The 24,825-nt window shown below is 67.0% G+C and carries 26 protein-coding genes and 2 pseudogenes; 18 read left to right on the top strand and 10 right to left on the bottom strand.

From position 1 onward, the window contains the following. Positions 1-18: 18 nt before the first annotated feature. Both merB and merA read right to left on the bottom strand, forming a co-directional pair. On the bottom strand, positions 19-1,140 hold the full coding sequence (gene merB, locus EQ874_RS23195; RefSeq protein WP_242496726.1) for an organomercurial lyase MerB: 1,122 nt from the start codon (positions 1,138-1,140) through the stop codon (positions 19-21). A 34-nt stretch (positions 1,141-1,174) separates the two neighbouring features. Beyond that, positions 1,175-2,611: a mercury(II) reductase gene (merA, locus tag EQ874_RS11720; RefSeq protein WP_005195274.1), complete on the bottom strand. Its 1,437-nt coding sequence runs from the start codon at positions 2,609-2,611 to the stop codon at positions 1,175-1,177. A gap of 122 nt (positions 2,612-2,733) precedes the next feature. On the opposite strand from merA, the gene EQ874_RS11715 reads away from it, so the two are divergent. The 8 genes from EQ874_RS11715 to EQ874_RS11685 all read left to right on the top strand — a co-directional run bounded on the left by EQ874_RS11715 (position 2,734) and on the right by EQ874_RS11685 (position 8,990). Further along, positions 2,734-3,120: a metalloregulator ArsR/SmtB family transcription factor gene (locus EQ874_RS11715; RefSeq protein ID WP_004018626.1), complete on the top strand. Its 387-nt coding sequence runs from the start codon at positions 2,734-2,736 to the stop codon at positions 3,118-3,120. Next, entirely contained in the window at positions 3,117-3,440 is a 324-nt protein-coding gene (locus EQ874_RS11710; protein ID WP_005180211.1) for a hypothetical protein, read from the top strand. The genes EQ874_RS11715 and EQ874_RS11710 overlap by 4 nt, the downstream gene beginning before the upstream one ends. An 87-nt stretch (positions 3,441-3,527) precedes the next feature. After that, positions 3,528-4,043 (top strand): TlpA family protein disulfide reductase, encoded by a 516-nt coding sequence (locus tag EQ874_RS11705; RefSeq protein ID WP_129976832.1) that lies wholly within the window; start codon positions 3,528-3,530, stop codon positions 4,041-4,043. Continuing rightward, the gene (locus tag EQ874_RS23190; protein WP_242496725.1) at positions 4,043-4,405 is read left to right on the top strand and encodes a hypothetical protein; all 363 of its coding nucleotides are present in this window, start codon (positions 4,043-4,045) and stop codon (positions 4,403-4,405) included. The genes EQ874_RS11705 and EQ874_RS23190 overlap by 1 nt, the downstream gene beginning before the upstream one ends. After that, on the top strand, positions 4,402-4,947 hold the full coding sequence (locus EQ874_RS23185; RefSeq protein ID WP_235194085.1) for a cytochrome C biosynthesis protein: 546 nt from the start codon (positions 4,402-4,404) through the stop codon (positions 4,945-4,947). Before EQ874_RS23190 ends, EQ874_RS23185 begins: the two co-directional genes overlap by 4 nt. Before the next feature lie 66 nt (positions 4,948-5,013). Beyond that, positions 5,014-6,393 (top strand): mercuric reductase, encoded by a 1,380-nt coding sequence (locus EQ874_RS11695; protein WP_005206419.1) that lies wholly within the window; start codon positions 5,014-5,016, stop codon positions 6,391-6,393. A 167-nt stretch (positions 6,394-6,560) separates the two neighbouring features. Further along, on the top strand, positions 6,561-7,511 hold the full coding sequence (locus tag EQ874_RS11690; RefSeq protein WP_005195278.1) for a site-specific integrase: 951 nt from the start codon (positions 6,561-6,563) through the stop codon (positions 7,509-7,511). A 411-nt stretch (positions 7,512-7,922) separates the two neighbouring features. Beyond that, positions 7,923-8,990 (top strand): hypothetical protein, encoded by a 1,068-nt coding sequence (locus EQ874_RS11685; RefSeq protein ID WP_129976831.1) that lies wholly within the window; start codon positions 7,923-7,925, stop codon positions 8,988-8,990. 79 nt (positions 8,991-9,069) lie between these two features. Here EQ874_RS11685 and EQ874_RS11680 read toward each other — a convergent pair whose 3' ends face one another. Then, on the bottom strand, positions 9,070-9,510 hold the full coding sequence (locus tag EQ874_RS11680; RefSeq protein WP_129976830.1) for a VOC family protein: 441 nt from the start codon (positions 9,508-9,510) through the stop codon (positions 9,070-9,072). A 98-nt stretch (positions 9,511-9,608) separates the two neighbouring features. Beyond that, on the bottom strand, positions 9,609-10,205 hold the full coding sequence (locus EQ874_RS11675) for a hypothetical protein (protein ID WP_129976829.1): 597 nt from the start codon (positions 10,203-10,205) through the stop codon (positions 9,609-9,611). Between the two features lie 386 nt (positions 10,206-10,591). Between EQ874_RS11675 and EQ874_RS11670 the strand changes: the two genes are divergently transcribed. The 5 genes from EQ874_RS11670 to EQ874_RS11650 all read left to right on the top strand — a co-directional run bounded on the left by EQ874_RS11670 (position 10,592) and on the right by EQ874_RS11650 (position 14,698). Continuing rightward, entirely contained in the window at positions 10,592-11,023 is a 432-nt protein-coding gene (locus tag EQ874_RS11670) for a hypothetical protein (protein ID WP_064064083.1), read from the top strand. Between the two features lie 375 nt (positions 11,024-11,398). Further along, positions 11,399-11,743 (top strand): lycopene cyclase domain-containing protein, encoded by a 345-nt coding sequence (locus tag EQ874_RS11665; protein ID WP_129976828.1) that lies wholly within the window; start codon positions 11,399-11,401, stop codon positions 11,741-11,743. After that, positions 11,740-12,081 (top strand): lycopene cyclase domain-containing protein, encoded by a 342-nt coding sequence (locus tag EQ874_RS11660; protein WP_129976827.1) that lies wholly within the window; start codon positions 11,740-11,742, stop codon positions 12,079-12,081. The genes EQ874_RS11665 and EQ874_RS11660 overlap by 4 nt, the downstream gene beginning before the upstream one ends. After that, positions 12,078-13,652 carry an FAD-dependent oxidoreductase gene (locus tag EQ874_RS11655; RefSeq protein WP_064064080.1) on the top strand — a complete coding sequence of 525 codons (1,575 nt, stop codon included), beginning with the start codon at positions 12,078-12,080 and terminating at the stop codon, positions 13,650-13,652. Before EQ874_RS11660 ends, EQ874_RS11655 begins: the two co-directional genes overlap by 4 nt. 2 nt (positions 13,653-13,654) lie before the next feature. Beyond that, positions 13,655-14,698: a DUF5914 domain-containing protein gene (locus EQ874_RS11650; protein WP_129976826.1), complete on the top strand. Its 1,044-nt coding sequence runs from the start codon at positions 13,655-13,657 to the stop codon at positions 14,696-14,698. Positions 14,699-14,820: 122 nt separating this feature from the next. Here the strand turns inward: EQ874_RS11650 and EQ874_RS11645 are convergent, their stop codons facing one another. Together EQ874_RS11645 and EQ874_RS11640 are read right to left on the bottom strand one after the other, a co-directional pair. Beyond that, positions 14,821-16,074 (bottom strand): acyl-CoA dehydrogenase family protein, encoded by a 1,254-nt coding sequence (locus tag EQ874_RS11645; RefSeq protein ID WP_129976825.1) that lies wholly within the window; start codon positions 16,072-16,074, stop codon positions 14,821-14,823. 56 nt (positions 16,075-16,130) lie between these two features. Further along, positions 16,131-17,054, bottom strand: a complete 924-nt coding sequence (locus EQ874_RS11640) for a helix-turn-helix domain-containing protein (RefSeq protein ID WP_347400871.1) — start codon at positions 17,052-17,054, stop codon at positions 16,131-16,133. A 196-nt stretch (positions 17,055-17,250) separates the two neighbouring features. Here EQ874_RS11640 and EQ874_RS11635 point away from each other — a divergent pair, with 196 nt between their 5' ends. Both EQ874_RS11635 and EQ874_RS11630 read left to right on the top strand, forming a co-directional pair. After that, positions 17,251-18,225 (top strand): cyclase family protein, encoded by a 975-nt coding sequence (locus EQ874_RS11635; RefSeq protein WP_064064106.1) that lies wholly within the window; start codon positions 17,251-17,253, stop codon positions 18,223-18,225. Between the two features lie 8 nt (positions 18,226-18,233). Then, positions 18,234-19,892 (top strand): AMP-binding protein, encoded by a 1,659-nt coding sequence (locus EQ874_RS11630; protein ID WP_129976824.1) that lies wholly within the window; start codon positions 18,234-18,236, stop codon positions 19,890-19,892. Between the two features lie 153 nt (positions 19,893-20,045). On the opposite strand, the pseudogene EQ874_RS11625 reads toward EQ874_RS11630, so the two are convergent. Then, a pseudogene (locus EQ874_RS11625) lies at positions 20,046-20,554 on the bottom strand (SRPBCC family protein). 39 nt (positions 20,555-20,593) lie between these two features. On the opposite strand from EQ874_RS11625, the pseudogene EQ874_RS23180 reads away from it, so the two are divergent. Further along, positions 20,594-20,908: pseudogene (locus tag EQ874_RS23180) on the top strand (ArsR family transcriptional regulator); the annotation flags it as partial. A gap of 184 nt (positions 20,909-21,092) precedes the next feature. Here the strand turns inward: EQ874_RS23180 and EQ874_RS11615 are convergent. Together EQ874_RS11615 and EQ874_RS11610 are read right to left on the bottom strand one after the other, a co-directional pair. Then, the gene (locus EQ874_RS11615; protein ID WP_084421742.1) at positions 21,093-21,506 is read right to left on the bottom strand and encodes a lipopolysaccharide assembly protein LapA domain-containing protein; all 414 of its coding nucleotides are present in this window, start codon (positions 21,504-21,506) and stop codon (positions 21,093-21,095) included. Between the two features lie 190 nt (positions 21,507-21,696). After that, positions 21,697-21,948 carry a DUF6480 family protein gene (locus EQ874_RS11610; RefSeq protein WP_016933973.1) on the bottom strand — a complete coding sequence of 84 codons (252 nt, stop codon included), beginning with the start codon at positions 21,946-21,948 and terminating at the stop codon, positions 21,697-21,699. 375 nt (positions 21,949-22,323) lie between these two features. Here EQ874_RS11610 and EQ874_RS11600 point away from each other — a divergent pair, with 375 nt between their 5' ends. Then, positions 22,324-23,580 (top strand): cupin domain-containing protein, encoded by a 1,257-nt coding sequence (locus EQ874_RS11600; RefSeq protein WP_242496723.1) that lies wholly within the window; start codon positions 22,324-22,326, stop codon positions 23,578-23,580. Positions 23,581-23,646: 66 nt separating this feature from the next. Then, positions 23,647-24,486 (top strand): sucrase ferredoxin, encoded by an 840-nt coding sequence (locus tag EQ874_RS11595; RefSeq protein WP_242496722.1) that lies wholly within the window; start codon positions 23,647-23,649, stop codon positions 24,484-24,486. Here EQ874_RS11595 and EQ874_RS11590 read toward each other — a convergent pair. After that, on the bottom strand, positions 24,456-24,707 hold the full coding sequence (locus tag EQ874_RS11590; RefSeq protein WP_165369226.1) for a hypothetical protein: 252 nt from the start codon (positions 24,705-24,707) through the stop codon (positions 24,456-24,458). The genes EQ874_RS11595 and EQ874_RS11590 overlap by 31 nt on opposite strands. Between the last annotated feature and the right edge of the window lie 118 nt (positions 24,708-24,825).

Genomic DNA, 24,825 nt, shown 5'->3' with positions numbered 1-24,825 from the left:
GATCGGCGGCGGCGCGATCTAGCAGCAGGCGCTGGTTCCGGTGGTCGTGGTCGGGTCGGTGATCGCGTCGGCGAGGGGGCGGGCGAGCTGGTGGTAGGCGTCGGTGACCGGCAGCACCGTCATGCCTGGGAATTTCGCCTGCCAGTGGTGGGCGGCGTCGGAGGTGGCGAGGAACATCTGCGGGTTGCAGCAGGTGGCGCGGAGGTGACCGGGCTGGATCCGGTCGGGGTCGACGAAGGCCACCATCGCGGTGGCCGGTTCCAGGTCGCTGACCTCGGTGACGGGGTCGATGGTCAGGCGCACGGTGGTGCCCGTGATCGGGCAGTCGGATTCGATGCAGGCGGGTGCGCCGATGACGGCGGGGAAGATGAGGGTCTCGGGGGCACACCAGGTGTAGAGCTGGTGGCCACCGACGCTGAACCGGTGCGGGGTCGGGTTGAGGGTCAGGCCCCAGCCGACGATCCGGCCGGCCTCGTCGTATTCGACGTCGGCGCCGATCGGCGTCTGCGCGGGGTCGAGGTCGGGCACTCCCGCGGCGGCGGCGAGTTCGGTGACGGTGACCGGGGTGCCGTGGGCGAGCAGCCGCAGCGCGGCGCGCATCAGCGCCCGGTCCCGGCCGGCGGGCAGGATCTTGGCGAAAACGTCGGCAGTGAGGTTGTCGGTACTCATGGGATCGGACTCCTCGAGGGCGATCGGACAGTGACGGTGCCGACGGTAGGGTCTGTCCCCGGGGTGAGGGTCAAGCCCGTAGCTCGCATCCGCACGGGTCACCGGCCCAGCACAGGTCGTCGGTGGCCAGATGCGCACGGTGTGCGGTTTCGAAGGCGTCGATGCGGTCGAGGATCTGCTCGGCATCGGGCGCAGCCGCTGCCGCGACCGCTGCAGCAGCTCGGCGAGATGGGCGCCGACCGAACGGCCGTGGTCGTCACGGTCGGTGGAGGTGAGCTGGCAGATCTCGGCGATGGTGAGCCCGAGGCCGCGCAGCTCGCCGATGAACCGCACGCACCACTCCGCGTCGTCGGTGTAGAGGCGGTAGCCGGCCGGGCTGCGGCCCAGGGTGTAGATCAGGCCGAGGTCGGTGTACTCGCGCAGCGCCTTCACCGGCACCCCGGTGCGGGCCGAGAGGTCCCCGATCGTCATGTGTCCGTTCATCACTGCCTCCCGTCCGACGGCGTCAGCCTGCGCAGCAGGACAGTTTGGTGACGTCGGTGGTGAAAGTCTGCGCGGTCAGTTTCAGCGCTTCGGCCATGGTCAGGTACGGCGCCCAGGTGTGGGCGAGCCGGTCGACGGTCAGACCCGCGGTCATCGCATAGGTGGCGGCGGTGATCAGGTCCCCGGCGCCGTCGCTGAGGGCGTGCACGCCCATGATCCGGCCGGTGCCGGCTTCGGCGACGATCTTGACCAGGCCGCGGGTGTCCCGGTTGACCAGCGCCCGCGGCACGCTCGACAACCCCAGCACCCGGCACTGGCAGGCCAGCCCGGCCGCGGCGGCTTGCGCGTCGGTCAGTCCGACCGAGGCGATCGCGGGGCTGGTGAACGTCACGCGCGGCACCGTGGTGTAGTCCAGGACGCGATCGGCACCGGCCAGGGCGTTGTCGGCGACCAGGGTGCCCTGCGCGGCGGCCACGTACACGAACTGCGGATCCCCGGCCACGTCCCCGGCCGCCCAGATGCGCGGATTGCTGCTGCGCTGGCGGTCGTCGACCACGACCGCGCCCCGCTCGTCGACGGCGACGCCGACCGCATCCAGGCCCAGCCCGGCGGTGTTGGGGCGGCGGCCGGTGGCCATCAGCACCTGCTCGGCCCGCAGCTCGGTGCTGGCGCCGCCGCCGGTGCGCACGGTCACCACCTTGTGCCCGTCGTCGGCGAGGACCTTCTCGACGGTGGCGGCGGTGAGCACGTCGATGCGCTCGTGGGCGAAGACGGCCTCGAGCGCGGCCGAGATTTCCGGTTCCTCACCCGAGGTCAGCCGGCTACGCGCGATCACCGTGACCTTGCTGCCCAGGCGGGCGAACAGCTGGGCCTGCTCGAGCCCCACATAGCCCGCACCCACCACGATCAGCGACTCCGGCAGCTGCTGGAGGTCCATGGCGGTGGTCGAGGTCAGATACCCGGCCTCAACGAGGCCGTCGATCGGCGGAGCCCAGGGCGCGGCACCGGTGGCGATCAGATACTGGTCGGCCTCGATCACCCGTACACCGCCCTCGGCGCGCGCGACCCGCAGCACGGGTGCCTCGGCGCTGCCGTCGAACACCGCGGTGCCGGAGACGATCTCCCACCCGTAGTCGGCGGCCAGGTCGACATACTTCTCCGCCTGCAGCTGCCCGACCAGCGCGTCCTTGCCCGCGATCAGGGCGGGGAAATCCAGCGGCACCTCGGCGGGGGTGAGCCCGGGGAACCGGCCCGCCGCCTCGGCGGCGTGGCGGGCCTCGGCGGCGGCCAGCAGCGCCTTCGAGGGCACACACCCGACGTTCACGCACGTGCCCCCGACCGTCCCGCGCTCCACCATCACCACCCGTTTGCCGAGGTTGACCGCGGCGATGGCGGCGGCGAACGCCGCCGAGCCGGAACCGATGATCGCCAGATCGGCGCGGGAATCTGTCAAGGTCACGAGGGTGCCTCCTGGTCGGGCAACCGCTGAACCGACAACGGCTGCTATTCGTGTTGACGAATATCTACCGGAACCATATTATGCGTTTATCCGAATAGTTCAAGTCTCGTGGAGGCGATCCCATGGCCCGGTCCACCACCGCCACTGTCACCGTGCCCGGTGCCGAGTCGGCGTGTACGCATCTGGATACGACGGCGAAGTTTTTTCGCGCCCTGTCGGATCCGACCCGGCTCAAGCTCCTCGAATTCATCCTCGCCGGGGAGCGCACCTCCGCCGACTGCGTCGAACACGCCGGCATCTCGCAGCCCCGGGTGTCGGTACACCTGTCCTGCCTGGCCGACTGCGGGTATGTCCTCGCGCGCCGCGACGGGAAGAAACTGCGGTACTCCGTGGGTGATCCGCGGGTAGCTGACCTGGTGATGCTGGCGCGGTCGCTGGCGGCCGACAACTCCGCCGCGCTGGGCTGCTGCCCGCGCATCCCCGCCGCGGACGGTAGTGGGCGGCGATGAACACACCCGACAACAAGGCGATGAACACACCCGACAACGACTCGGGCGGGTTCGGTGGTCTGCTCGCAGTGGCCGGTGGCGTGCTGGTGATGGTCGCCTGCTGCGCCGGTCCCGCCCTGATCGCCGGCGGCGTGCTCGCCGGTCTCGGCGGTGTCTTGACCAGCCCGTGGCTGCTTGCCGCAGGCGTGCTGGTCGTGGCCGCCGCCGTCGGCTACACCCTGCGGCGCCGCGCCCGTAAGGCCACGGGGTGTTGTCCGCCCCGACCCGGATCCCCTCGGTCGGCTCCGGCCGACCGCGACCGGACGGAAACCCCGGCATGACCGTCTCGAACTCTGACACCCCGATGAGCGGTCGCGAGACCGCGCTGACACTCCCTCGCCCCCCGCACGAAAGGCCACTGTCCTCGAATGGCCACTCTGCCACGCTTTCGCCGCCCCGCCCTCGCCGCCGCCGCGCTGGCGCTGTCCGCAGCCCTGGTCCTCACCGGGTGCACCTCGACCGACACGACGGCGCAGGATCCGGTGGCGCCGGTGCAGGTCGACACCGTCACCGGCACCTCCATCAGCGTGCCCGGTGACAAGCCGACCGCGTTGTTCTTCTTCTCCGTCGGCTGCGGCGAATGCGTGGGCGGCGCGAAATCGGTGGCGCAGGCGGCCGGACAACTCGGCGACAAGGCGTCGTTCGTGCTGGTCGACATGGATCCGGGTGAATCCGCGCAGACGGTGGCCGGGTTCCAGGACTTCACCGGCACCCAGGCGCTGCCCGCCGTGATCGACACCGGCGCCACCCTCACCACACGACTCTCGGTGGCGTCGCTCTCGACGCTGGTCGTGGTCGATCCGGCGGGCAAGGTCCCCTACCGCGCCACCGACCCGTCCGCCGACCAGATCACCACCGCACTGCGCGACGCGGGAGCGGCGTGATGGGCGGACTGCTGGCGCTGGCGTTCACCGCCGGGATGCTCGCCCCGGTCAACCCGTGCGGATTCGCGCTGCTGCCCGCCTGGATCACCCACACCCTCGGCGACACCACCACCGACACGTTCCCGGTCCGCATGGCGCGCGCCCTGCGCGCCGGGACCGCGCTCACCCTCGGATTCGCGGGCACCCTCGCCGCGGCGGGCCTGGCCGTCAGCGCCGGCGCCCGCGCGCTCATCGCCGCGGCCCCCGCCTCGGCCTGGCCGTCGGCGCGGCGCTGGCGGTGCTCGGGCTGGTCATGCTCACCGGCCGTGGCCTTGGCCTGCGCCTGCCCCGCCGCGCTCAGCGCCCGCCCCGCGCATCGATGACCACCACCGGTATGGTGGCCGCCGGTGCCGGCTATGCGGCCGCGTCGCTGTCGTGCACCTTCGGGGTGCTGCTCGCCGTGATCGCCCAAGCCCAGGCCACCGCCGGATGGGCAGCGCTGCTGGTGGTGTTCGCCGTCTACGCCGCCGGGGCCGCGACGGTCTTGCTGCTGGTCAGCCTCGCCACCGCCGCGGCGGGCACCGCTGCCACCCGCTACCTCGCGGTGCTCGCCCGCCACGGCACCCGCATCACCGCCGTCGTGCTCGTCGCTACCGGCGCCTACCTCGTCTGGTATTGGTGGCCCGCCGCTATCGGCAGTACCGGTGGTGCCGCGATGGGCTCCACCGCCTGGTCCGCCGCGGTGAGCATCTGGATTCAAAACCACACCGGCACGGTCATCATTCTCGCCGTGGCGGCCGTGGCCGCCACGCTTGCCGCCACCGTCGTTGCCCGCAACACCCGGGCCCGACACCGCGACGCCACCCCCGACAACGACTGCTGCGCCCCCGCACCCGCCACAATCGAGGAGAAACACGCGCGCTGACCGCGCCGACCGGTCGACTGCCGTACCCCTTCCAGAGCGATTCGATCGAGGAAAGGCACCGAGCACATGAGCGAACGCTACGACACCCTGGTACTCGGCGGCGGCATGGCCGGCCTGCCGCTCGCGCTGCGCGCGGCCCGGCACGGCCGCGTCGCGTTCGTGGAGAAAGAACTGCTCGGCGGGACCTGCCTCAACCGCGGCTGCATCCCCACCAAGACCATGATCGCCTCCGCCGCCGTGGCGCACCAGGCGCGCCGCGCCGCCGAATTCGGGGTCCGCCTACCCGGACCGGTCACCGTCGATTTGGCCGCCGTGGTCGACCGCAAGAACACCATCGTCGACTCCATCCGCGCGGGCTCCTACCGCACCGTCGAGAAATCAACGGACCTCGACTTCTACCACGCCACAGGACATTTCACCGCACCCCGCACACTCACCGTCGACGGCACCGACCTGACCGCCGACCGGATCTTGCTGGTCACCGGCACCCGCAGCACCATCCCCGCCATCGACGGCCTCGACACCGTCCCCTACTTCACTTCCCGCACCCTGCTGGACCTCACCGACCTGCCCTCACATCTGCTCGTCGTCGGCGGAGGCTACGTCGGCTGCGAGTTCGCCCAAATGTTCCGGCGATTCGGCTCCGAGGTCACCCTCATCCAACGCGCCGACCGGCTGCTGCCCGGCGAGGACCCCGACATCTCCGCCGCCGTCAGAGAGGGCATGACCGCCGACGGCATCACCGTGCTCACCGGCACCACCTGCACCGCGGCCACCGGCACCACCGGGAACATCCGGCTCGGCTGCACCGGCAGCGAAGCCGACGACATCACCGGCAGCCACCTGCTGATCGCGACAGGACGCACCCCCAACAGCGACAATCTCGGCCTCGAGTACCTCGGTCTCGAACCCGACCCACAGGGCTTCCTCACCGTCGACGCCTCCCTGCGCACCGACGCCGAAAATGTTTGGGCGCTCGGCGATCTGCGCGGCGGGCCCATGTTCACCCACACCGCCCGCGACGACGCCGACATCGTCTACCGCACCATATTCCGAAGCCAGGACCGCACCACAACCGGGCGCATCGTGCCTCACGCGGTGTTCACCGACCCCGAAGTCGGCGCCGTCGGGCTCACCGAACCTGCCGCCCGCGCCGCCGGCTACGACGTCGTCGTCGGGCGCCAGGACTTCACCGGCGTCGTGAAAGCCCGCGCCATCGGCAACACCCGCGGCCTGGTCAAATTCGTCGCCGACGCCGCCACCGACCGTATCCTCGGCTGCCACATCGCCGGACCCGACGGCGGGAACCTCGTTCACGAGGCCGTCATCGCCATGACCACCGGCGCCACCTACACCCAACTCGCCCAAGCCATCCACATCCACCCCACCCTCGCCGAAGCGGTCAACACCGCCGCCGGCGGCGTCCACCGCGAAATCGGCGCATAGACACCCCATGAGCATCGCCCGGTACTCGGGTGAGGCCATTTTCCGACTGCCACGGATAACACCCTGTTATCTGTAGCATCATGACATCCGGCCTGCGCCGACTCCGCTCCGGCGGTGCGCGACGCGGACCTGTTATCTGCGGCAAGCCCAGTGAGGGAGGTACCACCGTGCCGTCCGGGATCACCGTCCGCGCCGCCGGCGACAGCTTCCTCGACTCGATCGGCTCCCCGAACACCCGCCGCGCCTACGGCATCGCCGTCGACAAGACCACCGCCACGCTCGGCGAGACCCGGCGGCTGGCCGACGTCGCCGACGATGAGATCGGTGAAACCCTCGAAACCCTGTGGGGCTCCTCAGCAGTCAACACCTGGAACGCCCGCCGCGCCGCGGTCGCGTCGTGGCTGGCGTGGTGCCGCGAGCACGGCCACACCGCCCCGGCGGTCCCGGCCTGGGTGAAACGCTCCACTCCACCGGACTCCACCACCCCGGTGCACTCGCGCACCGCGATCGACCGGCTCATCGCCCGCCGCGACATCGACCTCCGGGAGAAGACGCTGTGGCGGATGCTCTACGAAACCTGCGCCCGCACCGAGGAACTGCTCCAGGTCAACATCGAGGACCTCGATCTGGCCGGGCGGTGTTGCCCGGTGAAGTCCAAGGGCGCCAAGCCCCGCACCCGCCGCCGCGGTGCCACCTACCACGAGTACGCGCACGAGCTCGTGTACTGGGACGCGGGCACCGCCCGGCTCCTGCCACGCCTCACCAAGGGCCGCACCCGCGGACCGCTGTTCGTCACCCACCGCCGACCGGGCCCCGGAAAGGCCGCCGCCGACCGGGACATCTGCCCCGACACCGGGCTGGCCCGGCTGTCCTACGGCCAGGCCCGCGCCGTGCTGGATGCCGCCACCGCGACGAATGGGCCCGGCACCGGTTGGGATCTGCACGAACTTCGGCATTCCGGCCTGACGCATCTCGGCGAGGCCGGTGCCAGCCTGGTGGAGCTGATGGCCAAGTCCCGCCACCGCAAACCCGAGAACCTACGCCGCTACTTCAAACCCTCACCGGCAGCCATGCGCGGCATCACCAGCCTCATCGGCCCCGACCGCAGCCACCGATAGCGGCCACCAACAAGAGCGTCCGTCTACCCGCTGACCAGGCACTACGCGAACTTCGTTGTTTTTTGCGCCATTACTACCGTGACCCCGGAACGCTGCCGCAAATAAGGGCCACTCCCCGAGACCGACTCCTCCCATGCCTCCGCCCGAAGGGGGTGCACAGTTTTCGTCGCCGCGCTCCACGTGATCGTCATAAGTGAGGATTATGACGATCAATGGCCGCGTCCGACTTTGTATCGAATTGCATGTATCCGATCGCAATAACCGTGACGAAATCATGAGTTTCCGCTATTTTTCCAGTTCGCAATATTCCATATCATATCGTTTCGTTTCAATATTGATATGTAATTATGTAATGAAATACGGTAAGATGCCCTTCAACAGACCCTTCGAGGCACCACGACGAGGACATCCATGACCGACACGCACCCCCCTGCACCCGAAGCGACCTCGCAGGCGGACGACTCGCCCAAGCCCCGGGTAGGGCGCCCTCGGAAGTACGCCACCGCAGCCGACCGTGTGCGCGCCTACCGCGAACGCGAGCGCGCCAAGAAGGAAGCGGTCGGCATGGCCCCACCCGTGGTCGAAAGCCCCGACGACGCGGTCTCCGCCCTGACGGCTGCCGCCACCGCACTGCGTGCCCTGGCCACCAATACCGTCGAGCAGCACGCCGCGATCGCCGAGCGGATCACCACCGCGGTCGACAAGCTCACCGATGCCGAGGCTCTCGAAGCGCAGATGACACGGGCCGCCGCCGAACTCGCCAAGGTCAAAGCCGACGCCGACGCGAAGGTCGTGCGGTTACGCGAGCAACTCGCCCAGTCGATCGAAGACCGCGACAACGCGGATGCCGCTGTCGCTGCCGTCGACGCCGAACTCGCCGACGCCCGTGCCGCTCACACCGATCAGATGCGCGGACTCGAAGAAACGCACAACGCCGAGCTGACTCGATTGAAGGACGAGCACGCCGCGACGCTGCAACGGTGGAAGGACGAGTTCGAGGCTGCGGCTGCCGAACATACGCGGACCCTCGGCGAGCTGCGGGCGACGATCGCCCAGCAGGACGAGTCCCTCTCTTCGCAGCGACGGCGACTCGACGACGCCACTGCACAGCACGAGCGGGCGACCGGGGAAATCACCGACCTGCGTGCCGAAATCATGCGCCTGCAGGCGGTTCTCGACCGGGAGGTCGCAACCCGAGAACGTCTCGACACCGAACTCACAACCGAGCGCGAACGCGCATCCGACCTGCGGAGCCGGCTCGAAGACTCACGCATCACCGCTGCTACCGCCCAGGCGGCCGAAACTGCGGCACGGGCGCGCGGCGACGAACTGCGTGCCGAACTGGCGACGCTGCGCGATGAGATCACCACCCTGCGCGACGAGACGAGGACACAGCAGGCCGAGAACGCCGCACTCAGGACCGAATCACGCGCTCTGCGCGCCGATCTGGAGGCAGCGAGGGCACTCGACAAGGGCTGAGCCGTCAGCTGTTCATCGGATGCATGTCCCCCAACGGCTCAGAAAGTTCGGCACCGATCTCTGCCCGCGAAGGCGAGCGTCAACCGAGTTGTTCGAACAACGAGACGATGATCCCGTCGGGTCCTCGCACGTAGGCCATCCGCACGCTGTTCTCGTACTCGCCGATGCCCCCGACGAGCCCGTATCCCTGCGCAGCAACGGAGTCGACGGCCGCCTGGAGGTTTTCGACCTCGAACGACACATTGCGGATCCCGAGCTCGTTCGGCATTGCTGCCGGCGAGCCAGGAAGGTGACCCGGCGTGATGAAGCTCGCCAGCTCGAGCCGGGCTCCACCGTCCGGCGGTCGGAGCATCGCGATCTCGCAGTGCGTGCCGGGGAGACCACAGACGGTCGTCGGGAAGTCGCCTTGGACAGAGCCTGTGCCCTCGACCTCGAATCCGAGTCCGACGAAGAACGCCGTCGCGACCTCGAGGTCCGAAACGGTGAGGCCCACGTGATCGAAGCGTCGCACGTGTGTCATGGGATCCATCCTTCGGTGTTGTCCGGTCCGTTCGATGCCGGGACGGAGTCGGTGCTCGGATCTCGACATCGCGCGTGGCTGCCGACCGCCACCCGGCTCTACGGCTTACCTACTGCCCTGCTACGTGCGCCTTTGATCCGAGAAGACCGGAGAATCATCAGCAGACATAGTCCGAGGCCCCACCCCAGCTCCGACAACATGACGCCTACTCCAGCCTGACCGGTGTCATCGGTGCCGGCGACCACGCCGAATGCGGTAGTGAACCCTGCAGCCGTACCTGTTGCGGCCGCGAGCCCGCCGCTCAGCGCCCAGCGAGATCGATGAGCGGCAAAGAAGCACGCCAGCACTACGGTCACTCCACAGGCGATCACCTGCCAGGTGGGGAACTCGTTCGGTGCAGGGAGGCCAGGACCTCGGAACTTCCCGTCGTATTCGGCCGACCAGGTCAACCATCCTGCGCAGGAAAGAAATCCGAGCGCGAATGCTACTGCGCCGGTCGCCCACAGTCCGAGCCGACCGGCGCCCGTGAATCGGGTCCGTGTCGAATTTCGGCGGGCCGGTGCGTGGCGGAGAGCGGCCTGCTCCGACTGCCGGGCGAACCGCACGATTCCCGCACCGAACAGTGTGGGAACGCCCACGAGGATGAGCACGTACCCGAGGAACTGCGACCAGGAGAAATCGAACACGGTGACCATAGGAGGCAGTCTTCTCACAACGCGCATGACTCGTCCACTCCTTACCGGCGATCCCGAATCGGAGCGGCAGAGTCCTCCCGTACTACGAACAGGACCGGACTCCCCATCCGAGAGCAACCGCTCACTCGACTGGGTCGGTGGGTACGGGCGCATGGATTCGGCCACCGTCATGTCCCAGCGTCCCGACTTCGGAAATCCGACCTTCGTGGACTCGGCCCCGTCGCCGACAAGGATCGATGCGGTCGGTGGCGTACGTCGAAAGCGAAGATGTCCCCCTCGCCGACTCGCGGTACGTCACAGGTGGCGTCAGTCGGTCGACCGCGGGATGATCGAAGTACTCCGATGCTCGACCCGAGGTTCGACCTTGCGCACAGAGGAGAAAAGCTGTGAGAGTAAGTCATCTTCCCCTGCGTCTGACAACCGGCGCGTTCATTCTCAACTCGGGCCTCGGTAAGCGAGCACTTTCTTCCGAAGCTGCCGCCGGGTTACAGGGCATGGCCGCCAACGCTGTTCCCGCTGTACGCACGATGCGTCCGGAGACTTTCGGCAAGACGGTCTCCGCGGCCGAAACGACCCTCGGCCTGGCACTGCTCGCACCGTTCGTGCCCTCCGCGCTTGCTGGGGCCGCACTCGCGGCCTTCAGTGGTGGATTACTGACCATGTACTGGAAGACCCCCGGCATGCACGAGCACGGCTCGATCCGACCCACCCAGGACGGCACCGCCGTGGCCAAGGACGTGTGGATGTTGGGCATCGGTGTAGCCCTCGTGACCGACGCACTCGATCTCGGACGGCGAACAGCGGTCGCGGCTCGGTAGAAGCTCCACCTCGACGGCGCGCAGACAGACAGGCACGCCGAGCTCCTGACGTGGCCTGACCGGACATTCGGCGGATCGCGCGCCGGCGATCGTCGCTGATCGACGGAGCCACCGATATCTACTCATCGATCGACTGCGGTGTCTCTCCCTGTGCCTTTCTGCGCCATTCGGGCATGACCGGAGCGATGTCGTGATTGGCTGTATTCGCGGATGCGTTGTCGACACGCGTCCGCAGAATGACGGAGTAGCGCTGAAATCATGGTCCGAACCGTGCTCGGTTGCGACGCTCCCGGCGATCAGGAGTCCGCCGGTCGGCCGAGATGCCCCTGCTGAACGCGAGCTGCATCGACTCCTTCACCCTGAGCGGAGTGTGAGATGGATTCCTGGCATTACGTGTTCGTCCTGGCGGCCTGCCTGATCGTGACCGCTCCCCTCGAGTGGGGTGCCCGGGTCTACCGGCAACCGGCCCGCGTCGTCCGAGCGGTCGCGCCGGTGGCACTCATCTTTCTGGCCTGGGATGTGCTGGCCGTTACCGCCGGGGTCTGGAGCTTCAATCCTCGCTACGTCACCGGGGTGGAACTACCGGGACACCTCCCGGTCGAGGAAGTCTTGTTCTTCGTCGTGATTCCGTTGTGTGGACTGCTCACCTACGGCGCCGTCGAATTTCTGTCGGGCCGGTTACCACAAGGTCGACGGCGAACCGGGCGGCAACGGTCATGACGGGTCTCGGATACACGCTGCCTGCAGCGATCGCGGTCCTGGCTGTATGTCTCGCCGAGACGGTGGTCCTGCGTACCGGCCTGTTCCGACGGCCCGCCTACTGGCTGAGCATGACCATCGTGCTCGGCTTCCAGATTCCGGTGGACGGCTGGCTCACCAAGCTCCACGCCCCGATCGTGATCTACAACGACCGCCACATCAGTGGTGTTCGCTTCCCGCTCGATATCCCGATCGAGGACTTCCTGTTCGGATTCGCATTGGTCACTGCAGTGCTGCTCGCATGGGAGCAACGCCGTCACCGGCGCGCCGACCGGAAACGGACACCAGAATCGCGATGACGCCCCGCACTCATGTCGATCCGCGGCGTATCCGGCACCGGGCACCACCGGGTCTGCCCGACGCCGCACTGCTCCCGGCACGCCCGCACGTAGTTGTCGTCGGAGCCGGTATCGCCGGACTCGCGGCCGCGACCGGCCTGGCGGAACGGGGCGTGAGCGTGGACGTCGTCGAGCGCGAACGTTACCTCGGCGGACGCGTCGGAGGTTGGACAGACCACCTCGCCGATGGCACCCCCGTCGCGATGAATCGTGGATTCCACGCCTTCTTCCGGCAGTACTACAACTTGCGGGCATTGTTGCGCCGCACCGACCCCGAACTCCGCTTCCTGACACCGCTCGACGATTACCCCCTGATCGATGCACACGGTCGACGAGACAGCTTCCGCGGTCTGCCTCGCACGCCACCATGGAACGCGCTCGCCTTCGTGCTGCGCAGCCCCACATTCGGCCTGCGCGACCTGATGCGCATCGACCCCCGTGCCGCGGCGCCGCTGGCAGCGGTGTCGGTTCCCGACATCTATCGTCGACTCGACCGGCTCGATGCCGAGACGTTTCTGGAACGGATCAACTTCCCTGCCGCCGCCCGGCACCTGGCTTTCGAGGTGTTCTCGCGCAGCTTCTTCCTCGAACCGGCGCGCATGTCCGCGGCGGAGCTGGCCACCATGTTCCACATCTATTTCCTCGGCTCGAGTGAGGGCCTGCTCTTCGATGTGGCCGGCACCAACTTCGACGAGCTGTGGGAGCCGCTACGCGAATATCTGACAGCCGAGCGAGTCCCGTCCCGTACCGGCACCGTGCGCTTCCACACCGGTGTCTCCATTGCCGCCATCGACACCACCACCGGCGCTCCATTTCGGCTCTTCGACACCACCGGCACCTGGGTGGATGCCGACGCTGTAGTCCTGGCCACCGATGTCGGCGCGCTCGGCCGTATCGTGGCAGCCTCACCCACCCTCGGCGACGCGGCCTGGCGGACTCGAATCGAACACCTGGGCACCGCGCCCGCATTCCTGGTACAGCGACTCTGGCTCGACCGGCCCGTCGACGAAGACCGCCCGGCATTTCTGGGGACCGGCAGCCTGCATCCGCTCGACAACATCAGTGTCGTCAACCGCTACGAGGACCGAGCCCGCCACTGGGCTCATCGCCACGGCGGATCGGTGATCGAACTGCACGCCTACGCCCTGCCCGAGACCGCGACCGTCGACCCGGACCGGGTCGCACTGCGACAGCAGATGTCGGCGCGACTGCACGCCCTGTATCCGGAAACCGCGGACGCCCGTATTCTCGGCGAACGCCTGCAGTACCGACGCGACTGCCCTCGACTCGGTCCCGGAGACTTCGCCTCCCGGCCCACCGTGGACACCCCACACCGCGGATTGGTGCTGGCCGGGGACGGAATCCGTATCGACCTACCGGTGGCGTTGATGGAACGGGCCGCCACCACCGGATGGTCGGCAGCCAACCACCTGCTCACCCACTGGGGCGTGAGCGGCCACGACCTGTACACCGTGCCCACCCAAGGCCGATCGGCGCTGCTCCGACGACTGGCCGCTCGAGAAAGCCGCTAGCCATGAGCATTCCGGAACCGATGTACCGACGGTGGCCTCGGACGTGGCCGCTGCAACCGATCCCACCGACCTCCTGGGCGCGGCAACAACCCACCTACCAGGATGCCGACCCCCGCGTGATCACCGCGATCCTCGATCGAGCACAACAACGACCCTCCGGCAACTGGTACGTCTTCGCCGCCGGCGACGCCATCCGTACCGATCGCCCGCTGGCCGCCTCCGTCGCCGGCGTCGAACTCGTCGCCTGGCGCGACTCTCGGCGACAACTTCATGTCGGGCCCGGCGCCTGCCCCCACCTCGGCGCGCCTCTGGCCTCGGCAGTCCTCGACTGCGACAACCTGGTGTGCCGTTGGCACGGACTACGCCTGGGCCCCGACGCCGGGCACGGGTGGACCCCGTTTCCCAGTCACGACGACGGCGTCCTGGCTTGGGTCCGTCTCGACCACATCGGCAACGAACCCCCACTGGACGCGCCGGTCATCCCGCCACGACCGCCGGCCCGCACCCACCTGGCGGCCGTAGCGACCCTCACCGGAATCTGTGAACCGGCCGACATCATCGCCAACCGACTCGATCCGTGGCACGGCGCGTGGTTCCACCCCTATTCCTTCACCCACCTGGAGGTCCTCGACGCGCCCAGCCGCCACCGCACCGACGACACCGGCGACCGATTCGTTGTCGCTGTGACCTTCCGCGTCGGCGGCGGGCTCGGCGTCGCGGTGAAGGCCGAGTTCACCAGTCCGGAACCTCGTACCGTCGTCATGCGCATCATCGACGGTGAAGGCACCGGCAGTGTCGTCGAAACTCACACCACACCCCTGGGCGTCGGAGCCGACGGACATCCGCGCACCTGTGTCATCGAGGCTGTCCTCGCCGACTCTCCCCGGCGCGGCTTCGCCGTTGCACGCCGTGCTCACCGTGCCCTCTCACCAGTACTCCGTAGGGCCGCGACCCGACTGTGGCGTGACGATCTGGCCTACGCTGAACGGCGTTATCGGCAGCGCAGCCTGGTCGATCGTGGTATCGGTCCCCGACTGTCGACCTGAACCATCCACTCCGCGGGCAACGGCTCGAGTGTCGTCTTCCCGGTTCGCATGACGTGAAAGTTCCTCCGCCGGCCGGAACCGAGCTCATCGCTCACGCGGGCGTTACTCCCTCGGCCCGGAAGTTACCTCGCATATCTGCGCAGTTCGTTCTTGGCGATCGTGCGCAGGTGTACTTCGTCGGGGCCGTCGTAGATGCGCATCGCGCGGTGCCAGCCGTACATCGCGGCAAGGGGAACGTCGTCGCTGATACCGGCGCCGCCGTACACCTGGATCGCTCGGTCGATCACCTCGAGGGTCATGCGCGGCACCGCGATCTTCGCCGCGGACACGTAGGGGGCTGCGGCCTTGTTGCCGTGTTCATCGATGGTCTTGGCTGCAAGACGACACAGCAGCCGGGCCTGTTCGATCGCGACGCGCGATTCGGCGATCTGGTGCCGGACGACACCCTGCTCGGCCAGCGTCTTGCCGAAGGCGACACGATCCTGGGCGCGGGTGGTCATCAGCGCCAGGGCCCGTTCTGCGGCGCCGAGAGCGCGCATGCAGTGGTGGATGCGGCCGGGTCCGAGACGCGCCTGCGCCATGGCGAACCCACCGCCCTCCTCCCCGAGGAGATTCTCGGCGGAAACGCGCACGTCGTCGTAGACGACTTCGCAGTGCCCGTGCTGGTCGTGTCGTCCGAACACCGGCAGGTCGCGGACGATCGTGACGCCGGGAGTGTCGATCGGTACCAGGATCATGGACTGCTGACGGTGGGTGTCGGCAGAGGGGTCCGTCTTTCCCATGACGATCAGCAGGGTGCATCGGGGGTCCGCAACGCCACTGGTCCACCATTTGCGGCCGTTGATGACGTAGCTGTCGCCGTCGCGCTCGATGCTGGTCTCGATGTTGGTCGCGTCGGAACTGGCCACGGCGATCTCGGTCATGGAGAAGGCCGACCGGATCTTCCCGTTCAGCAAGGGGTCGAGCCACTGCTTTTTCTGTTCATCGGTACCGAACAGGTGGAGCAGTTCCATGTTGCCCGTGTCGGGCGCTTGCCCGTTGATGGCTTCGGGTGCGAGATGCAGGCTCCAGCCGGTGATCTCGGCGAGTCCTGCATAGTCCAGCTGTCCGATGCCGGATTCGGAGGGTAGGAACAGATTCCACAGGCCGCGCCTGCGGGCCTCGTCCTTGAGAGTTTCGATGACGGGTGGAACGGTGTGGTCGTCGGGACCGACGTTGCGGCGGTAGGTCTCGTACTCGTGTTCGGCAGGGAACACGTGGCTGTGCATGAAATCCACCAGCGTCTGCTCGAGTTCGAGTGCTCTGGGCGAGGGTCGGAGGTCCAGCGATTCGGTATTCGTCTGCGCGGTGAGCATGCTGTCGGCTACGTCGGTCATGTGAGTTCTTTCTCGAAGGGCCGTGAAAGGGATGTCACGGGCGGCTCGTTGTTCCGTCAGGGTCCGCGGACGAGATCGGCGCCCCGGTATTGCATGAGATCGAGGGCGTACTCCACATACAGGTCTGCTACCTCTTCCGGGCTCATCCGGCCTCCCGGTCGCCACCAGGTGGGGAGGGCGGTGCACATCGAGACCACTGCGCGAGCGGCGTCCTCGGGGTTGCGGACCCGGAACGATCCGGCACGTACGGCGGCCAGTACCTTCTCGTCCACGACCGCCTGCTGCCAGTTCCTCTTGCCGGCAATGATCTGCCGGTTCTCCGGTGTGAGAGCACGCATCTCACTGGTGCCGATGAACCCGAGTTCACGGCGGTGCGTGTGGTACAGGGCCAGATTCTCGATCAACAGCGTGAAGACCGTGACGGGATCTCGGCCGGCGCCTTCGGTGAGCGCCCCGCGTGTGCGTTGCTCGAGGTCGTCCATCGTCACCTGATAGATCGTCATCAGGATGTCCTGCTTGCCGGTGAAGTAGTTGTAGATCCCGGGAACCGACAATCCACAACGATTGGAGATTTCACGCATGCTCGTGCCGTGGTAACCCACGGCGAGGATCTCCTCGAGCGCTGCCTGGACCACAGGCGCCAGCGACAACGGTTCGTACTCGCGCCACTGCCGGCGTGCTTGGGCCTGCCCGGCTGGGTCCGAACGAATCGCAGCGGGGGCGCCCGGCTCCACTACCGGTGTCGCGAGCGCCGCCCGACCGGCTTCGAGGATCTCCGCCGGCCTCACCCCGAGTGCGTCGGCGATGCGGTTCAGGCGATCGACGGTCAGTCCGGTCCTGTCGTTCTCGATCTGACTCAGCGTGGCCGGACTGACGTCGATGCGCTGAGCCAAGCCCCGCAGCGTCATGCCGCGCGCCATCCGTACCCGACGCAGACCTGCCCCGACCGATGCCGACCTGTCGACCGAAACCGCGCCCACCGACCACTCCCGTGTTTGGAATAGCTGAACACTGCATACACGATCCTCGACCGCCTCGGGCAGCGTATCCACTTCCACGGCTGCCCCGCAGGCATTTTCGCGAGCACATCGAAACGTTGACGTCGGCAGGTGTGACGTGCACCATAGACTTACCGAGCGTGTGCTCGCTCCCGCTGTTTACCCGATGGAGGACAACATGACCGAGGTCGACGCTCCCGCGATGCGTGAACTGCTCGGAGAGAACGCGCCGAGCAATTGGGGCAAGTGGGGACCCGACGACGAGTTGGGCGCCCTGAACTACCTCGACGCGAGCGAAGTGCTGCGCGGGGTGCGGCACGTCGAGTCCGGCGAGACCTTCACCCTGCAGATTCATATGGGACGCGCCGAGAGCCCCGGCGACCCGCTCTGGCCGGGTCGCGAAGGCATCAAGCGGCAGAACGTGCTCGACGAGAGCTCCTGGGACGGTGACGGTGCACCGGCCTTCCCCGGCGGCCTGCACTACGCCGACGACACCGCACTGGTCTTCCTTCAGGGATCGACCCAGTACGACGCGCTCGGACACGTCTGGTACGACGGCAAACTGTGGAACGGATACGACGCACGCAGCACCGTCGGAGGAATGGAGAAGGCTTCCGTCCTCCCGATCGCGGAGAAAGGGATCGTCGGCCGCGGCGTTCTCATCGATATGGCCCGGCATCGCGGCAAGTCCTATCTCGACAAGGGTGAGACATTCGACCACCGCGACCTCGAAGAAGCGGCGACCGCCCAGGGCGTGACCATCGAACCGCACGACATCCTGATCATCCGCACCGGATGGCTCAAGTACTGGTACGAGCTGAACAACCCCGAACAGTTCTACGACGGATTCTGCGAACCCGGCCTGACCTATTCCCCCGAACTCGTCGAGTGGTTCCAGGACAAGGAGATCCCGAACCTGGTGACCGACACGATCGCCAACGAGGTGACCTACGACCCGCAGAGCGGCGTCGCATTGCCGCTGCACTGTGCCCTTATGCGCAATCTCGGTGTCACTCTGACGGAGATCGCCTGGCTCGACGATCTCGCCGACGCCTGCGCCGCCGACGGTCGATGGAGCTTCCTCTACACCGCTGCGCCACTGAAGATCGTCAACGGCACCGGCGCCCCGGTGAACCCCATCGTCATCCGCTGAGGCGAACCATGAGCATCTACGACGACAAGGTGTGGTTGTCGCAGTACGACGCTGCGCAGCGGGAACCACGAACGATCGAGTTCGACAATGCCCTGGCGATGTTCCGGGCGACCGTCGAACGCAATCCGGACGCCGACGTCATCCGTTACTTCGACGGCCGAATCACCGCAGGCGAACTCGACGAACTGAGCGATGCATTCGCCGCCGGCATCCTCGACGCCGGGTTCCGTCCGGGCGAACGAGTCGCGATCTATGCACAGAACGTGCCCCAGTTCGTCATCGCTCAGGTCGGAACGTGGAAGGCCGGCGGTATCGCCGTGTCCGCCAACCCGATGTACCGCGAACGCGAACTCGAGGAGATCCTGCACGACTCCGGTGCGACGGTCCTGGTGGCGCTGCAGTCGCTGTACATCGACGTGGCAGCGAAGGCCGTCGAGTCGACCGACGTGCGCACCCTGATCACCACGTCCGAGTTGGAGTACCAGAGTGCGAACAGTGGCACCCTCGCCGGCGTCCAACGCATCGAGTGTGCGGGCACCACGGACATGGCGGAGATGCTCGCGGCCTTCCGGGGTAAGAGCGTCCCCCCTGCCGAGATCGGCCCCGACACGGTCGCTTTCCTGACGTACACCTCCGGGACCACCGGCCCGCCGAAGGGCGCGATGACCACCCACCGCAACGTGGCGTTCAACGCGCAGACCTACCGGGACTGGATCGACATCGGCCCCGACGACGTCGTCCTCGGCGTCGCGCCGCTGTTCCACATCACCGGACTCGTCGGCCACATCGCCTTGTCGCTGCTGACCGGTGCACCCCTGGTGCTGATGCACCGCATGGATCCGGCCGACACCATCGACACGATCGAGAAGCAACGCGCCACGTTCACCGTCGGATCGATCACGGTGTTCATCGCATTGATGAACGCCCCGAACGCGAGCAAGGAGGCCCTGGCGAGCCTGACCAAGATCTACTCCGGCGGAGCACCGATCCCACCGAGCACCATCGCGGCGTTCGAGGAGAGATTCGGTCACTACATCCACAACATCTACGGTCTCACCGAGACGACCTCCCCGTCGCACGCGGTGCCGCTCGGCAGGCGGGCACCGGTCGACGAGCTGACCGGAGCGACCTCCGTGGGCGTGCCGGTCTACGACACCGTCGTGCGGATCGTCGACGACAACGGCAACCACCTTCCCCCCGGTGAGGTCGGGGAGCTCGTGACCGCGGGGCCGCAGGTGGTGGCGGGTTATTGGAACAAGCCCGAGGCCACCGCGAACTCGATCCCGGACGGAGTGCTGCACACCGGCGACGTGGGCTACATGGACAGCGACGGCTGGTTCTACATCATCGACCGCAAGAAGGACCAGATCAACGCCAGTGGCTACAAGGTATGGCCTCGCGAGGTCGAGGACGTGCTCTACGAACACGACGCCGTTCGCGAAGCCGCAGTGGTCGGTGTACCCGACGAATACCGCGGAGAGACGGTCAAGGCCTTCGTCAGCCTCCGGCCCGGAACCACCGTCACGCCCGAGCAACTGATCGCATTCACGAAGAAACGGCTGGCCGCCTACAAGTGCCCACGCTTCGTCGAGATCATTCCCGACATCCCCAAGACGGCAACGGGTAAATTACTGCGCCGCCGGCTGCGGACCACAACACCTTCCTGACGGTCGTTACGGCGGAAGCGCTGTCGACCCCGCGAACCCGTGACGCGTGTCCGACCTGCAGTCGGTATTGATACCGTAGCGGGTGAGCGGACACACCTGTCGCCCCACTGAGAGGGTGCCGACCCGAACTTCTCGGGTCGGCACCCTCTCGTGTCACATCCGGGGTATGTCCGACAACAGCTCCGTCCGCCCTACCGGTCCTCGAGGAGTGGGTCGGTCCACGTCCCCGCGCCACCCACCGGTCTCGTGTCCGCTCTGCTCGATGAACTCCTTGAACTTCTTCATGTCGTTCTTGACCCGGTTGCCGAGAACACCGGGCTTGTCGGCGACATTCTCGACGAATCCCTCAGGGTCGACATCCATTTGGGCTGTCACTCGGGTCTTCTCGTCGGCGAGACGATGGAACGTGATCACTCCCGCGTGGTTGGGTCCCGAGTCCGAGGTCCACGCCACCCGCTCGTCCGGATGTTGCTCGGTGATGGTGGCATCGAACTCGCGGACCTGACCTGCGATATCGATCACCCAATGGACATGTGTGTCGTCGAGTTGCCGGATCTCTCGAACCCTCCCATGAAATGGGGAAACGATTCGAACTGCGTCCACTGGTTGTACGCGACCCGGATCGGTACATCGACGTCGACGGCTTCCGTGATTGTGCTCATGACGATTGCGTACCCCTCCCCCGGGAAGGCCACACCCGGCACGAGGTCGCACACGATGCCGGACGGCGCGTCGTCGCCGCCGCGGGGGGTGATCTTCTGGAGACGCTGCGCGGCTGCGGCTATCTGCCCCGCGTCGATGCCGACGGCGGTATCGACCTCCGCAACTGCCCCTTCCACCTCGTCGCCCGAGACCATCTGGATGTGGTGTGCGGGTTGAATCTGCACCTGATCGAGGGTTTGATCGCCGGTAGCAGCGAACCCCATGCGCATGCCGAACTGGAACCGAGACCGGACCGGTGTTGCGTGGTGATCCACAAAGCAGTCGCCGGTTCGAGAACTGCGCCGAACAGGTGACGGACGCGCCGCCTACCGTGCGGGCGGCCTCAAACCGTGCGGGCGGCCTCGTCGGTGTGCTTGCCGCGGCGATCGGTATCGATGCGCCGGCCGCGTGTTCACTCGCCGCCGATATCACCCGTCATCACTGTGACGACGACGCGACCGGGACAGCACACCACGGAGGTGCGGTAACCGGGGTCCGTCATCGGCCGGTGCCGAGCGTGCGCTGCCGGTTGGCAGCGTGGCGGAGCTGCAGGATCCGCAGGCCGCCCGCGATTCCGACGATCGCCGCTCCGGCGATCGCAGCGAACAGCAATGCCACGCCCAGCGGCAACGAGAAGTCCCACCCGAAGAGTTCGAGGGTGATGCTGTCGAGATTTTGCAGGATGAATACCAACAGCAACAGCAGAATGAGGACACCGAGTATCAGAGCGGTCCACAGGGCCCCGGTACGAGTCCCCCGGATGCCTTTGCCACGGGCAAGGTCAGGATGCAGTCCGGCGACCGCGTCCGGATCGGGTGTCGTGCCCGACGGGGGAACCGGAACGTCGCTGCGGCGCGCGGAAGGCGAGAAGTCGGAGTTCGAATCGCCTGGGCCTCTCGAGCTGGTTGTCATATCGGTCGAGTACCCCCGTCGTGCTCCGGTTATCCCGTTCCGTTCGGTCGCTCGAGGAGGGACACGGACGATGCGACTCGCAGTCGGCGGTAAGCACCACGAGGTCGACTCGTAGGCCTACACGCAGATGGCTCGACTCCGATAGAGAACTTCACTCCTCGATACGCTCGCCCCTCGCGTCTTCGACCGTTCAGAACAGGCCGATCGCTCGGACGATCAGCCCGACAGCAACCACCAGCACGACGATCACTGCAATCGCGATAGCAACGAGAGCACCGACACTGCGACGTTGCGGCGGCTCATGTTGCGGACCACCCACAGCGGTCTCGGCGGGCGGAGTATCTCCGGGCGCCACGCCTCCTCCGGGTTCGAGACCTGGAGTATTCGCGGGATCGGGGTTCTGCGGATCGAACCTGGACGCATCGGCATTCTCGTCAGCCATGCTTACGTGTACCCGAAAATCAGCGGCCGACGCCTCGATTGCCCCTATACGACGCGACAGTACTGAGGTCGTGAGTACAACCCCTGGGGCAACGATTCGGTGATCTCGAATTTCACATGTCCGCTGACCCGCGCGGATAAGCTGAAATCGGCCTAACGATGGACCGGCACGGGGCTTCGGCGCCGATAACGCCCCTGTTCCCAAGCCTTTCGATCTCGGGAGGAAGCATGACCGATTCACCGCAGGATCCCAGTAAAGAGGAAGGACGGGAAGGGCCGGCGGACGGCGGCGCAGCGGGCGTCCCGGGCGTTCACGACGGAGGTGCCGACGGCGGAGCCGACGGAGGTGCCGACGGCGGAGCCGACGGAGGTGCCGATGGCGGAGCCGACGGAGGTGCCGATGGCGGAGCCGACGGAGGAAGTTAGGTGTGAGCACCCGTCCCCCCGCGTCCAGGATTCCGGCAGCGAGGCAGACGTCGGAGTCCTGGAATCACGCCTGATCGACATCGGCCGGAAGAAGTTCGCATCGGAGATCTGGGGACACTCACCGCTGCTCACCCGCCGCACCGGCACCTTCTCCGATTTGTTCTCGGCAGACGCAGTCGACGAACTCATCTCGCGCCGAGGACTCCGCACACCCTTTCTTCGCGTCGCCAAGGACGGGGCGACGCTCGCGGACTCGTCGTTCACCTCCCCCGCCGGCGTCGGCGCTACTATCGCCGACCAACTCGACGACACCAAGCTCTGGCGCAGCCTCGCCGACGGCGCCACCCTCGTCCTGCACGCTCTGCACCGCACATGGGAGCCGATCACACAGTTCAGCGCTGATCTGAGCAGCGAACTCGGACATCCCGTCCAAGTCAACGCCTACATCACCCCACCGCAGAACCAGGGATTCGACCATCACTACGACGTTCACGACGTCTTCGTCCTGCAGATCGAGGGAAACAAGCGATGGGTTATCCATGAACCCGTCCACCCGGCTCCCCTGCGCGATCAACCCTGGACCGATCACCGCTCCGCCGTCACCCGAGCCGCGACAGGGCCGGCCTGTATCGACACCGTACTCGAGCCCGGTGATTGCCTCTATCTGCCGCGCGGCTGGATCCATGCCGCCGAAGCTCGAGGTGAGATGTCCGTTCACCTCACTGTCGGCGTTCACACGTGGACGCGTTACGCACTGGCCGAGCATCTGAGCCGAGCCGCGCTTGCCGCACTTGCCGACGATCCCGGGATGCGTCGCGCACTGCCTCTGGGTATCGATGCTCCGGACAACGAAATCGGTTCTGTTCGAGAAAGTCTCATCGACTGCATGTCCCGGGTCGACACCACTTCCCTGTTCCACCGTGTCCGGCGGGAACAGGGACGTCCGGCACCCCTGGGCCCGTTGGCCCAACTCGGTGCTGTTCACGATCTCGGCCCCGACACCGCAGTGCAGCTTCGCGGTGCGCTGCACGCACGCCTGGAAGGTTCGCATCTGGTCACGCGTGTGGGCCGGCTCGATGTGCCGGCCGGGGATCGGCCGGGAGTCACGCAACTACTCGACGGCAAGACCCACCTGGCAGAAACTCTCGGAATCGATCTGGTCGAGCGGCTGCTACGCGCAGGGATTCTCGTCCCCGCGGAACAGTGACGGTGCACTGTGGCCTCGGCCGAACGCTTCTTCTGCGCAGACAGTGCCCGGATGCGCGGTGACCCGATGGCCGGCACAGCACCTCGTGGCTTCGTCTGGGTTCTCATCGAATATCGAGGTCGGTGGCCGCTCGACGGCTTCGACGGTCTCGATCTCGAGCCTGCGACCAAGACGCTCGTGTTCTCCGCCGCGCAGACGGCACGGGCACGGATATTGCTGGTCGAGCGCCCGGGTCGCCGTCGCCGCGAAGGGCCCGACCGTTGGGCGGTGCTGCGCCGTGAGACGTCCGGTGTCGTGCGTCAGCAGTGGGGAACGTGGAGTGGTGACGAGGATCTGGCGCAGATCGCCACCGCCCTCGATACTCCCGGACGTCCGGGCGGGCCGCCCGTCCTTCTGGTCTGCACGCACGGTCACCACGATCCGTGTTGCGCCGTACGTGGGCGGCCGGTGGCACGCGCTCTCGCGAAGCACTGGCCGGAACAGGTGTGGGAATGCACCCACGTGGGCGGAGACCGGTTCGCAGCCAATGTCGTCATCGTGCCCGACGGTGTCTACTACGGCGGTCTCGATGCCGAGTCGTCCGTCGTCACGATCGAGGAGCACTTCTCCGATCGCATCCATCACCATCATTTGCGCGGATACACCGACCTGGCTCCGCTCCAGCAGGCCGCGATCGCGGCCACTCTCCGACGTTTCGGCCCGGCCGGACGTAGTGACTACACGGTCGCCGAGAGCGCCCGCCAGGGTGACCTGTGGCGGATCCGGCTCACCGGCCGTGCACCGCACCCGGAGCGCGTCGAGGTCGAGTTGCAGGTCCACCGTTCTCCACCGTGTCGATTGACCTGTCGTGGAGCGGCGGCGAGTTCGGCCCTCGTCTACGAACCCACGTCGGTCCACATCGTGTGAGAGGACGGCACGACCGAACGGTACCGCGTCAAGTCGTCACCCGAACTCTTCTTCTGCCTTCGCGAGTGCTGCGAACTCTTCCTCCGGGGAGTTTGCGACGAGACGGTGCCGAACACCGCCATGTCGAGGAGCATCGCGCCCTCACCTGTCAGCGACAGGACGAATCCGATCACGCCGGGCACGACCATCGCGAGCAGGGGTGCCTTGCGGGAATCGGTCACCGACAGGCTCTCGCCACGTCCTGCACTTCGGCACCCGTCATCGAGATCGTCGTCGAACGAGGAGGAGTTGTGCACACGGTCGAGTTCTCGAATAGTCTGTGCAGTGCCCCATGCTCCC

The sequence above is a fragment of the Rhodococcus sp. Q1 genome (assembly GCF_004153645.1).
GTDB classification, from domain to species: domain Bacteria; phylum Actinomycetota; class Actinomycetes; order Mycobacteriales; family Mycobacteriaceae; genus Rhodococcus; species Rhodococcus gordoniae.
The sequence above is the reverse complement of the archived record's forward strand: the minus strand, read 5'-3'. Positions and strand labels throughout refer to the sequence as shown.